10 protein-coding genes are annotated in these 11,635 nt (G+C 69.4%); 7 read left to right on the forward strand and 3 right to left on the reverse strand.

Features of this window, described 5'->3' with window-relative positions; translation table 11 throughout:
* Positions 1-140: 140 nt before the first annotated feature.
* Positions 141-779 (reverse strand): IclR family transcriptional regulator, encoded by a 639-nt coding sequence (locus BDK89_RS12400; protein WP_133869238.1) that lies wholly within the window; start codon positions 777-779, stop codon positions 141-143.
* 39 nt (positions 780-818) lie between these two features.
* On the opposite strand from BDK89_RS12400, the gene leuC reads away from it, so the two are divergent.
* Both leuC and leuD read left to right on the forward strand, forming a co-directional pair.
* The gene (gene leuC, locus BDK89_RS12405) at positions 819-2,240 is read left to right on the forward strand and encodes a 3-isopropylmalate dehydratase large subunit (protein ID WP_133869239.1); all 1,422 of its coding nucleotides are present in this window, start codon (positions 819-821) and stop codon (positions 2,238-2,240) included.
* 23 nt (positions 2,241-2,263) lie between these two features.
* Positions 2,264-2,845: a 3-isopropylmalate dehydratase small subunit gene (gene leuD, locus BDK89_RS12410; protein ID WP_133869240.1), complete on the forward strand. Its 582-nt coding sequence runs from the start codon at positions 2,264-2,266 to the stop codon at positions 2,843-2,845.
* Here leuD and BDK89_RS12415 read toward each other — a convergent pair whose 3' ends face one another.
* Both BDK89_RS12415 and BDK89_RS12420 read right to left on the reverse strand, forming a co-directional pair.
* Positions 2,846-3,784 carry a hypothetical protein gene (locus tag BDK89_RS12415; RefSeq protein ID WP_133869241.1) on the reverse strand — a complete coding sequence of 313 codons (939 nt, stop codon included), beginning with the start codon at positions 3,782-3,784 and terminating at the stop codon, positions 2,846-2,848.
* A gap of 85 nt (positions 3,785-3,869) precedes the next feature.
* The gene (locus BDK89_RS12420; protein ID WP_133869242.1) at positions 3,870-5,204 is read right to left on the reverse strand and encodes a DEAD/DEAH box helicase; all 1,335 of its coding nucleotides are present in this window, start codon (positions 5,202-5,204) and stop codon (positions 3,870-3,872) included.
* A 259-nt stretch (positions 5,205-5,463) separates the two neighbouring features.
* Between BDK89_RS12420 and BDK89_RS12425 the strand changes: the two genes are divergently transcribed.
* From BDK89_RS12425 to BDK89_RS12445, 5 genes are all read left to right on the forward strand, one after another.
* The gene (locus tag BDK89_RS12425) at positions 5,464-7,203 is read left to right on the forward strand and encodes an RNA polymerase sigma factor (protein ID WP_133869243.1); all 1,740 of its coding nucleotides are present in this window, start codon (positions 5,464-5,466) and stop codon (positions 7,201-7,203) included.
* Between the two features lie 131 nt (positions 7,204-7,334).
* Positions 7,335-8,762 (forward strand): hypothetical protein, encoded by a 1,428-nt coding sequence (locus tag BDK89_RS12430; RefSeq protein WP_133869244.1) that lies wholly within the window; start codon positions 7,335-7,337, stop codon positions 8,760-8,762.
* Positions 8,763-9,113: 351 nt separating this feature from the next.
* Entirely contained in the window at positions 9,114-10,823 is a 1,710-nt protein-coding gene (gene leuA / locus BDK89_RS12435) for a 2-isopropylmalate synthase (protein WP_243839160.1), read from the forward strand.
* Positions 10,824-10,912: 89 nt separating this feature from the next.
* Positions 10,913-11,410: a sunset domain-containing protein gene (locus BDK89_RS12440; RefSeq protein WP_133869245.1), complete on the forward strand. Its 498-nt coding sequence runs from the start codon at positions 10,913-10,915 to the stop codon at positions 11,408-11,410.
* 24 nt (positions 11,411-11,434) lie between these two features.
* Positions 11,435-11,626, forward strand: coding sequence for a ferredoxin (locus tag BDK89_RS12445; protein WP_133869246.1), 192 nt, complete (start codon positions 11,435-11,437; stop codon positions 11,624-11,626).
* The last annotated feature ends 9 nt before the right edge of the window (positions 11,627-11,635 follow it).

An 11,635-nucleotide genomic window follows, 5' to 3' on the forward strand; every position in this document is an offset into this window, starting at 1 on the left:
TGTCGTACGGAATGGCGAGGCGCAGCCGAGGCGTTTCGGGAGATCACCCGACCCGGCCGCGGGCTGTCGTCGACGGAGTCGGGTGATCTCCGGAAACGTCGACTCCGTCGCCGTTCCCGACGACACCCGACCCGGCGCGGCTACAGGAGGGCGGAGAGGGACTGGGCGGCGGCGGCGACACGGTCGCCGAAGACGCGGCCGGGTTGACGCGACATGCGCTCGATCGGACCCGAGACGCTGACGGCGGCGATCACATCGCCCGACGGCGATGTCACCGGGGCGCTGACCGAGGCGACCCCGGCCTCACGCTCCTCCACGCTCTCGACCCAGTGCGCGTCGGCCGAGCCCGACAGGGCACGTCCGGCCGACCCGACGTCGAGGGGGAAGAGCACGCCCTCGGGCACGATCCAGCGCAGGGCGTGCGGCGACTGGAGCGACAGCACGCACCGCCGAGCGGTGCCTTCCCGAACGAACAGCTGGGCGCTCTCGCCGGTCGCATCGCGCAGCCCTTCGATGACCGGCAACGCCAGATCGGCCAGCGGGAACCGCTGTGCGGCCACACGCCCGAGCGATGCGAGCTCGGGGCCGAGGTCGAATCGTCCGTCGTCGTCACGACGCAGGAGACCGTGGGTCTCGAGTGCGACAGCGAGGCGGTGGGCCGTCGCCCGCGGGAGACCGGTGGTCGACTGCAGCGCTGCCAACGAGAGCGGTCGCTCTGCCACGGCCCGCAGGACGAGGACCGCTTTGTCGAGCACGCCGACGCCGGTTACGATGTCCATACCGCAAGAATCGTATCTCAGGAAGTGGGATTGACAACGATGAGTTCCCAAGAACCGGCCGGGCGGCCGCTCACACTCCCCGAAAAGATCTGGAACCGCCACGTGGTGCACGCCGCGCCCGGCGAACCCGACCTGCTCTACATCGACCTACACCTGGTGCACGAGGTGACGAGCCCGCAGGCCTTCGACGGTCTCCGGATGAGCGGCCGCACGGTTCGCCGTCCCGAACTGACGATCGCGACCGAGGATCACAACGTCCCGACGGCCGACATCGATCAGCCGATCGCCGACGAGATCTCGGCCAAGCAGGTCGACACCCTCCGCCGCAACACCGCTGAGTTCGGCGTGACCAACTTCCCGATGGGCGACCCGAACCAGGGCATCGTGCACGTCATCGGCCCCGAACAGGGCCGCACGATGCCGGGCATGACCATCGTGTGCGGCGACAGCCACACCGCCACCCACGGTGCGTTCGGCGCGCTCGCCTTCGGCATCGGCACCAGCGAGGTCGAGCACGTCCTCGCCACCCAGACGCTGCCGCAGTCACGTCCGAAGTGGATGTCGGTCACGGTCGACGGCCCGGCCCCGGACGGTGTCACGGCCAAAGACATCGTGCTCGCGATCATCGGCCACATCGGCACCGGCGGCGGCATCGGTCACGTGATCGAGTACCGCGGCCAGGCGATCACCGACCTGTCGATGGAGGGCCGCATGACGGTCTGCAACATGTCGATCGAGGCCGGCGCGAAGGCCGGCATGATCGCTCCCGACGAGACGACCTTCGACTATCTCGAGGGACGCGACCACGCCCCGTCGGGCGAGGCCTGGAACGCCGCCGTCTCCGACTGGCAGACGCTGCGCACCGACGACGGAGCCGTCTGGGACAAGGAAGTCGTCATCGACGCGGCCTCGATCACCCCGCAGGTGTCGTGGGGCACGAACCCCGGCCAGGTCGGCTCGATCGACGGCACGGTGCCCTCGCCCGACGACTACGCCGACTCGACGACTCGCGAGACCGTCGCCCGCGCGCTCGAGTACATGGGCCTCGAGGCCGGCACCCCGATCAAGGACATCTCGGTCGACACGGTGTTCATCGGCTCGTGCACCAACAGTCGCATCGAAGACCTCCGAGCCGCCGCTGCCGTGATGGAGGGCCGCACCGTCACGGTGCCGCGCGTGATGGTCGTCCCCGGCTCACACCGGGTGAAGCAGCAGGCCGAGGCCGAGGGGCTGCACGAGATCTTCCGTGCCGCAGGCGCCGACTGGCGAGAGCCGGGCTGTTCGATGTGCCTCGCCATGAACCCCGACAAGCTGACGCCGGGCGAGCGTGCCGCCAGCACGAGCAACCGCAACTTCGAGGGCCGTCAGGGCCGAGGTGGGCGCACCCACCTCGTCTCCCCGGCCGTCGCCGCCGCCACCGCCGTCAAGGGCACCTTCGCCGCACCGGGCGACCTGACCTGAGCACCCCGAGGAGCAGTACGACCATGAAAGCAGTACGAATCGTGAGCGGCACGGGTGTGCCACTCAAGCGCAGCGACGTCGACACCGACCAGATCATCCCGGCCGACTGGCTGAAGCGCGTCGAGCGCACCGGCTTCGAGAAGGGGCTGTTCTCCACCTGGCGCGACGATCGCGATTTCGTCCTCAACCAGGAGCAGTACCAGGGTGCCTCGATCCTCGTGGCCGGGCCGGCGTTCGGTGTCGGTTCGTCACGCGAGCACGCCGTGTGGGCCATCCAGCAAGGCGGCTTCGACGCCGTGATCGCGCCGTCGTTCTCCGACATCTTCCGGAACAACTGCACCAAGAACGGGCTCGTGCCCGTCGTGCTCCCCGAATCGACCGTCGAGGCGATCTGGGCGGCGATCGAGTCCGATCCGTCGACCGAGATCACCGTCGACATGGAGCGCCTCACCGTCGAGGTGCCGTCCGCCGGCATCACCGAGACGTTCCCGATGGACGCCCCGACCCAGCATCGGTTCCTCGAGGGCCTCGACGACATCGGGATCACCCTGTCGCACGCCACCGCGATCGACGAGTACGAGACGCAACGCCCCGCCTGGCTCTAGCTAGGTACAGCTGAAGGCGCCGACGACGGCCACGTCGTCCGCTGCGATGAAGGTTCCGACACGCTCGGCGTCGTCGAGGTCGAGCACGACGTCGTCGAACTCATAGATCGTCGCGCCGACCCGCAGGCGCATGACGGCCGCTCCCTCGGTCTGATCGATCTCGAACATCGAGATCGCACCGAGCGTGGCGTCGCCGTCGACCCGCACCACGACCGAAGTCGGGTCGGCCGGGCAGTCGGCGTCATCGGCGTCGAGCGTCGCAGCGGTGACGACCCGCTCGCGACCGTCTCGGTCGATGAGGGCGACCACCTCGATCGCTCCCTCATCGGTCGCCGCCATCGTCACCGGAGGTCGCTCGCTACCGGCACAGTCGAAGTCGCCTTCGACCACCGCGCCGTCCGCTGCGGTGGCGGTGAACGTGCCCGAGGCCAGGTCGGCGTCGAGTGTCATCGTCCCGGCGGCGTCGATCTCGCTCCCGTCGGGCAGGTCGACGCGCACGTCGGCGGCCACCTCACCCGCACCGTCGATGCGCGCCGCGCTCACGATCGAGACCCAGGGCAGATCGGCATCGGGCCCCCCGACGCCGACCGCGTAGGCCCCGGCGACCGACCGGTACGCCGAACACGTCGCGAAGTCGTCGTCGAACGGGTCGCCGCCGCCCTCGGCGTCGACCGACACCGACGCATCGATCGCGTGGGCGGGAACGCGGACGTCGACCGTGACGACCTGCGGTTCGACGGGGGCGATCGTGGTCGTCGGAACCGCCGTGCTGGGAGCGGCAGCGTCTCCCGCATCGGCCGACAGGTCGGTCGTCGGAACCGACGTCGAGGCGACGACGGCGTCACCGCTGCCCGACTCGGCCGGGTCACCGGACGAGGAGCACCCGGCGACGAGCGCGACGGTGGCGACGACGCCGACGAGTGAGGCGGATCGGAACATGACGATCACGTTACGGCTCGCCGGCCGGCGGTCGGCGGACCCGTGAACGACGTCACGCGCCCGCGCTCAGGCGCCCCTCAGCGAGTCAGGTGGTGGCGTCGGCGCCGAAGGCCGACAGATCGCGCAGGTTCGGGTTGTTCGAGAAGACCTCGATCGGCTTGTCGGTCGGCAGGCGCATGCCTCGCTGCAGGATGCGGACCTGGGTGTGCTGGTTGTACTCGGCGAGCGTGACCGCCCACCCGTCACGTCCGGCACGCGCCGTGCGGCCCGAGCGGTGCAGGTAGTCCTTGACGTCCTTGGCCGGCTCGTAGTGGATCACCGCACCGATGTCGTCGATGTCGATGCCGCGAGCCGCGACGTCGGTGGCGACGAGGATGTCGAGCTTGCCCTCGGCGAACTGCTGCAGGGCACGCTCGCGTGACTTCTGGGGAAGGTCGCCGTGGATGGCCGCGGCCTTGACACCGAGATCCTGCAGGTTCCGAGCGACCTTGTCGCACGAGCGCTTCGTCTGGCAGAACACGACGACCTTCGGGATGCCCTGCCCGATCGATCCGATGACCTTGTCCTTGTCCATGTGGTGGACGGCGAGGAACAGGTGGTGCATCGTGCCGACCGTGTCGGTCGCAGCGTCGATCGCCACCTCGATCGGGTCGGTCAGGTAGTGACGGATCAGGTGACCGACGTCGCCGTCGAGCGTCGCCGAGAAGAGCATCGTCTGATTGCGACCGGTGCAATGCCGCAGGATCCACTCGACCTGCGGTGTGAAGCCGTCGTCGGCCATGCGATCTGCCTCGTCGAGACACACGATCTGGGCGGCGTCGAGATCGACCTCGTTCGACTTGATGAGATCGATCAGGCGCAACGGCGTCGCGACGACGAGCTCGACGCCCTTCGCCAGCTCGTCGATCTGTCCGTGTCGGCTGGCGCCGCCGTACACGGCGAGCACCCGCATGCCGGCATGCTTCGCGATCGGCTCGAGCACCTCGGCGACCTGGACCGCCAGCTCCCGGGTCGGCACCAGCACCAGCCCGAGGGGCTTGCGCGGTTCGGCCCGGTCGGTGATGCGGGCGAGCATCGGAACGCCGAACGCAAGCGTCTTGCCGGAGCCGGTCTTGGCACGCCCGCAGACGTCGCGTCCCTCCATGGCGACCGGGACCGCTTCGGTCTGGATGGCGAACGGCTGCGCGAACCCGCATGCGGCGAGGCCGTCGTCGATGCGCGGCGGTACGCCGAGCTCGGCGAACCCGGTCGGCGGTTCGACGGCAGGCAGCGCGTTGATCGAGGTGAGGTTGCCGGCCCGCTCGTCGCCGTCGTCATCGGTGTAGTCGGAGCGGGGGGCTGAGTTCGACGTGTCCCGGCGGCGTCCACCTCGCCGGCCTCCACGTCGCTGGCCGGACGGCCGTGAGGAGGATGCATTCATGGTGCGCCCACCGTACCGGGCCCGACACGCTCCACGGCCGATTCCCGGCGGACCGATGATCGACCACTGATGCATTCGCATCAGTCGCGTGGTCCGAACACCTCAGTCATGACACTGTTATCACGCTCCGCGAGATTCTTGCCGTTCTCTTCACTGTTCGTGAGTTCTGATCTACGCTAGTGATGACACCCATCAGCTGGAGTGATCGGCTCGGTCGCTCCGGACGGTACGGGTTCCCCATGACCACGATCGACACCTCATGACCACGATCGACACCTCGGACCACACGGGTGACGTCATCGACGGCACCAGGACACGACGGCGGTCCTCCACGGCCCGACACCTGTCCGACGAGTCGACCGACGCCGAGATCCTCGACTCGATCCGCAACGGCGACCAGCGGGCCTTCGACGTGCTGTACCGCCGTCACCGACCCGCGGTCCAGCGACTCGCCCGGCGATTGGCCCGCAATGCCGCCGACGCCGACGACATCGTCAGCGAGGTGTTCGCCGCCACGTTGCGTGCAACCTTGGCCGGACGCGGCCCGACCGACGACGCCGGTCCATATCTGCTCCGGAGCGTCCGGAACACGGCAACCTCGATCGGGACCCGCGGCGACGGGCGCCGCACCACGGCGACAGCGCACGACGACCTCGCCGTGCTGACACCACCGACACAGCCCGTCGAGCGCGACGACGAGGTGAGCGAGGCGTTCCGCGACCTGCCCGATCGGTTCCGCGACGTGTTGTGGTCGACCGAGATCGAGGGAGCGACGCCCGCCGAACTCGCCGGGAACGGAGCCGACGCCGGCGCCGTCGCGTCGCTCAGCCACCGCGCCCGGTGTGCACTCCGGCGCTCGTACCTCTCGGTGAGCACCCGCAGCCGGTGCGCCGATCCGGCGTGTCGTTCGACCCGGTCGGCCATGCCGTCGGTCGTCCTCGGCGACGCTGCCGCGTCGACCGTCGCCCGCGTCGACCGGCACGTCGTCACCTGTGGCGACTGTGCCGCCGTGTTCGACCAGATGCAGATGCTCGCCGAACGGATGCCGTCGCGTTCGCTGCTGGCGGTCCTGCTCGCCTTCATCAAGAACCTCGGGGGCGTCACCGCCTCGGTCGTCGGCGGTGCCGCCCCGATCATCGTCGTGCCGGCTGCCGTGGCGACCCTCACCGCGGGAGCGATCGTGGCCACCGACGTGATCGCCGACCGCGACACGAGCGCACCCGATCCGACCGAGCAGGCGATCGATCCGCCATCCGACCCCGAAGCGCTCGCGACGCAGGAGTCGGACCGGTCGGCCGAACCCGCCGAGACGCCGGCTGCCGCTCCCACCCCTGCCTCGCCCGCATCCCCCGAGCTCGCTGTCGACCCGCCGGCCGATCTCGTCGACAACAACGGTGCGAAGTCGACCGTGCCGAGCCGTGCGGCCCCGACCGATCCCGCACCGGGTCTCGGCGGCACCGGAGTGGCGGCACCGACACCCGCCGTTCCCGCCGGCGCAACACCCGTCGACGGCCAGCTCGATGGTGCCGTCGATGGTGTCGTCGACGCCGTCGACGACGCGATCGACGACCCGATCACGACGTCGTCCGGAGCGCTGGGGTCGACGATCGACACCATCGACGACCTGGTCGACGGCCTCGGCGACGGAGTCGACGACACGGTCGAGACGATCGCGGACGGGGTCGACACGGCACTCGATCCGGTCACCGGCACGATCGACACCACCGTCGACGAACTCGAGTCGGCGCTCGGCACGGTCGTCGAACCCGTCACCGGAGCGCTCGAACCGGTCGTCGAGCCGGTCGTCGAACCCGTCGTCGACCTGGTCGACGAGGTGGGCAGCTCCGTACTCGGCACCGACGTCGATCTCGACACCGACGTCCCGAGCACGCTCCCCGCGGTCCCGTCGACGGACGATCTCGTCGACGACACCACCGACCTCGTGGTCGACGTCACCGACGACGTGACCGACCTCGTCGGTGGCCTGCTCGGCGGCTGACCACCGCCGAACGGGCAGCTCGAAACTTTTTTCGAGATTTCCTCGGATCAGCCGTGATGATCCCCCGAGTCGTGCGTGTGCACCTGTCAGACGGCGCCGTCCGGCGTCGACCGACAGCACAGGGGAACATCATGAACACACGGAAGTCACCACCGAGTCGCCGCACCACGGCGCTCCGAATCCTCGCCGCCGGCGCCCTCGTCGGCAGCATCGGACTGGCCCTCGGCTCGTCCGCCACCGCCGCCGAGCACCCGGCGACCTGTTTGCCGCTCCTGCCGTGCGACGACGACGCGCCGGACCCGCTCGACGATCTGCTCAGCGACTCACCCGACGGCGACTCGCTCGACGATCTGGTCGACGAGGTGGTCGACGTCGTCGATGACGCGCTCGGCGACGACGTCGATCTCGACACCGACGTCCTGAACCCCACGGGCAACGGCTCGGTCGACGTGGTCGGCGTCGACGTGACGATCGACGGACCCGGTGACCTCGACGTCGACGCCGATGCGAACGTCGGTCTCGACGCCTCGCCGTCCCAGAGCGGAACCGTTGCGATCGTCGATGTCGACGCCGACGCCCACGTCGGTGATGCCGTCGACGCCGACGTCGACGTGACGGCTCGGGCCGCAGTCGATCTCGACGACGAACCCTCCGTCCGACTGGACGTCGACGGCGATACGACGGCCGACGTCGGGGTCGGCGACATCAGCGTCGCCGACGTCGATGCCTCGTTGTGCGGCATCGACGTCGTCGTCAACACAACGGCCTCGTCCGACTGCGCCGGCAACGGAGCGACGGGCGGCGGCACTTCCGACGCATTGATCGATGCCGACGGTCTCGTCGACCTCTGCGGCATCGGTGTCGCGGCACTCGGAGCGACCGACGCCGACTGCACGAACCGCTCCCAGGCCGACGACGCCGACGATGGCCTCCTCGGCATCGGCGCCATCGCCGGCATCTGCGGCGTCAATGTCGCCGCCATCGGATCCTCGAACACCGATTGCGAGGGGTCGGGCGCCACGTCGGCCAGCGACGTCGGCATCCCGCTCGTCATCTGCGGGATCGAGGTCGCCCTCCTGGGTGACGCTTCCACCAACTGCCGGAACACCCAAGCCGAATGCACGTCGAGCAGCTCGGTGTGTGTCGGCGGCGAGGTGTGCGGCACCTCGGTCGGCGTGATCGGCGACGCCTCCGCCGAGTGCGACGACACCGACGACCCCGGCGACGATCCCGACGACCCGGACAACCCCGGCGACGACCCCGACGACCCGGACAACCCCGGCGACGACCCCGACGACCCGGACAACCCCGGTGACGACCCCGACGACCCGGACAACCCCGGCGACGACCCCTCGAGCGGCGGGCCTGACACCACCGACGACAGCACCAACGACGACGAGGTGGCGAGCGGCACCGGTGGCGGCGATGCGAAGCCGTCCGGCTTCGCCGGCGGATCGCTGCCGATGACCGGCATCTCGGTCGGCCTCGGCCTGCTGCTCGCAGCGGCCCTCGTCGCCACAGGAATCGGCGTTCGCGGCACCGCCCGCAGCGGCCGCTGATTCCGACGGGCGGCCGACGGAGTCCACCTCCACCGGCCGCCCGTTCCCCGGCCTCGCTCCCCCAACCCCCCATCCCGCCAGTCGGAGCGGGCTCGGCGGCGACGGCGTCCCCTGATCACCTGGACGCCGTCGCCGCCGCTGGCCGTTTTCGGAGGGACGCTTGCCACCGCACGGACGCTTCTCTACACTGGTCGGCGATGAACCGCCGCGAGCTGCTTCTCCTTACGTAGGGCGAGCGCTTCCATATCCGCGTTCGCCCGCCCCCGCCGCCCCGGCCGGGGGCTTCTTCATTTTTCCGGCCGTCCCCACCCGACCGCACCGCCGCACGACACCCCCACGGAGATCACCGCCATGCCACCAGCAAACGTCACCCCCACCAAGATGCCCTTCGAGAAGTACCGCCCGTTCGTCCCGATCGTGCTCCACGACCGCACGTGGCCGAACGTCGTCACGGACAAGGCGCCGCGCTGGTGCTCGGTCGACCTGCGCGACGGCAACCAGGCCTTGATCGACCCGATGGACCCGGCCCGCAAGCTGAAGATGTTCAACGAACTCGTCGCGATGGGCTTCAAGGAGATCGAGATCGGCTTCCCCGCTGCCAGCCAGCCCGACTTCGACTTCTGCCGTCAGCTGATCGAGGACGACCTGATCCCCGACGACGTCCACATCCAGGTCCTGGTGCAATGCCGCCAGGAGCTGATCGAGCGCACCTACGAGGCGATCGCAGGCGCACCGCGTGCCATCGTCCACTTCTACAACTCGACCAACCCGTTGCAACGTGAGGTCGTGTTCGGCCTCGACCAGGAGGGCATCAAGTCGATCGCCGTCAACGGCGCCAAGATGTGCAAGAAGCTCGAGGAGACCATCCCCGAGACCTCGGTGCGCTACGAGTACTCCCCCGAAAGCTTCACGCTGACCGAACCCGAGTTCGCGATCGAGGTGTGCGAAGCGGTGATGGACGTCATCGAGCCGACCGCCGACGACCCGATCATCCTGAACCTGCCGGCCACGGTCGAGTGCTATTCGCCCAACGTCTACGGCGACGTGATCGAGTGGTTCGGCCGCACGATCAAGCAACGCGACGCGGTGATCGTCAGCCTGCATCCCCACAACGACCGGGGCTGCGCGATCGCTGCCGCCGAGTTCGGCGTGATGGCGGGAGCCGACCGCGTCGAGGGCACGTTGTTCGGCAACGGCGAGCGCACCGGCAACGTCGACATCGTCGCCCTGGCGATGAACCTGTTCGTGAACGGCGTCGACCCCGAACTCGACATCAGCGACATCGACGCCCTGCGACGCACCGCCGAGTACTGCAACCGCCTGCCGGTGCCCGAACGCCACCCCTACGTCGGCGACCTCGTCTACACCGCGTTCTCGGGTTCGCACCAGGACGCCATCAAGAAGGGCTTCGAGGCGCTCCACGCCGGTGCCGACGACGGCGAGTACGACACGTGGGGCGTGCCGTATCTACCGATCGACCCGCACCATGTCGGCCGTTCGTACGAAGCCGTCATCCGGGTCAACTCGCAGTCGGGCAAGGGTGGCGTCGCCTACGTCATGAAAGAAGAGCACGGCTTCGAGTTGCCGCGCCGTCTCCAGATCGAGTTCTCCAAGGCGATCCAGCACCACACCGAGGACACCGGCACCGAGATCACGCCCACCACGATGTGGGACACGTTCCAGGCCGAGTACCTGCCGAGCGAACCCCGCTTCGTCCTGCGCACGCACGAGCTGCACACGACGTCGACCGAGGGCGAGGGCCGGACGCGGCTGACCGGCCAGCTCGCCGTCGACGGCGAGCCCGTCACGGTGCAGGGCGAGGGCGACGGCCCCGTCGAGGCGTTCGTCGCGGCGATCGTCGCCCACTTCGGTGAGGACTTCGACGTGGTCGACTACTCCGAGCACGCGATCGGTCGGGGCTCGAACGCGCAGGCGGTCGCCTACGTGGAGACGGTGAGCGCCGACGGCACGATCAAGTGGGGTGTCGGCCAGAACCCGAACATCACCACGGCGTCGCTCCGGGCGGTGCTCGCGGCCTTCGAACGACAGACCGACGGCTGACACCGGATCCGTTCCCATCCGGCCTCCGTCCGAGCCCGGCCCGCTGTGGGTCGGATCGCGGGCGCCGCCCGGCCGCTACCGTGGTCGTCATGCTGACCTTGGCGCGACGACTGTTCTGGCTGGCGGTTCTGGGCGGCGTCGGCTACGCCCTGTACACGACGTGGCAGCGGCGCAACGAGCCGATGCCGGACGGCCCCGCCGAGTGGCCGCCGTTCGACGACGTCCCGACGCCCGTTCGCGGTGGAGCGCCGACGGGCCGTGCGCCGCTGCCCGACCTCGGCTCGAATGCGTCGACCGACGCACCGCTGCCCGACCTCCGCGATCGAGCGACGACTCGGGCAGCGACCCCGTCGGTGTCGTCCGTCGAGGCTCCGGTGTCCGAACCCGCTGCGACGCCGACGAACGATGCGACGTGGGTCGACCCGACCGACGGCACCTGCCCGATCGACTTCCCGATCAAGGGCAACGCCAACTCCGGCATCTACCACGTCCCCGGGGGCCGCTTCTACGAACGCACCGTGCCCGAGCGGTGCTACGCCACTGAGGACGCTGCAGTCGCCGACGGCTACCGTCGGGCGAAAGCCTGAGCCGAGACGAACGCAGGAGACATCATGAAGGTCAACGTCGATTTCGATCTGTGCGCCTCCACCGGAGGGTGCATGCAGGTCTGCCCCGAGGTGTTCGAGGTCCGCAGCGACGGCTACTTGTACGTGTTGCAGGAGGAGCCCCCGGCCGAGCTCCACGACAAGGTGCGTGAGGCGGCCGAGCTCTGCCCGACGGCGGCCATCGAACTCGAGGAGTGAGCGGGGCGG

It is taken from the genome of Ilumatobacter fluminis (genome assembly GCF_004364865.1).
GTDB classification, from domain to species: Bacteria; Actinomycetota; Acidimicrobiia; order Acidimicrobiales; family Ilumatobacteraceae; genus Ilumatobacter; species Ilumatobacter fluminis.

Excerpts from the sequence above, each read along its gene's own strand:
- BDK89_RS12425 (WP_133869243.1), top strand. The coding sequence starts at position 5,464 with ATGACCACGATCGACACCTCGGACCACACGGGTGACGTCATCGACGGC.
- leuC (WP_133869239.1), top strand. The coding sequence starts at position 819 with ATGAGTTCCCAAGAACCGGCCGGGCGGCCGCTCACACTCCCCGAAAAG.
- BDK89_RS12445 (WP_133869246.1), top strand. The coding sequence starts at position 11,435 with ATGAAGGTCAACGTCGATTTCGATCTGTGCGCCTCCACCGGAGGGTGC.
- leuA (WP_243839160.1), top strand. The coding sequence starts at position 9,114 with ATGCCACCAGCAAACGTCACCCCCACCAAGATGCCCTTCGAGAAGTAC.
- BDK89_RS12420 (WP_133869242.1), bottom strand. The coding sequence starts at position 5,204 with ATGAATGCATCCTCCTCACGGCCGTCCGGCCAGCGACGTGGAGGCCGG.
- BDK89_RS12400 (WP_133869238.1), bottom strand. The coding sequence starts at position 779 with ATGGACATCGTAACCGGCGTCGGCGTGCTCGACAAAGCGGTCCTCGTC.
- BDK89_RS12440 (WP_133869245.1), top strand. The coding sequence starts at position 10,913 with ATGCTGACCTTGGCGCGACGACTGTTCTGGCTGGCGGTTCTGGGCGGC.
- BDK89_RS12430 (WP_133869244.1), top strand. The coding sequence starts at position 7,335 with ATGAACACACGGAAGTCACCACCGAGTCGCCGCACCACGGCGCTCCGA.
- BDK89_RS12415 (WP_133869241.1), bottom strand. The coding sequence starts at position 3,784 with ATGTTCCGATCCGCCTCACTCGTCGGCGTCGTCGCCACCGTCGCGCTC.
- leuD (WP_133869240.1), top strand. The coding sequence starts at position 2,264 with ATGAAAGCAGTACGAATCGTGAGCGGCACGGGTGTGCCACTCAAGCGC.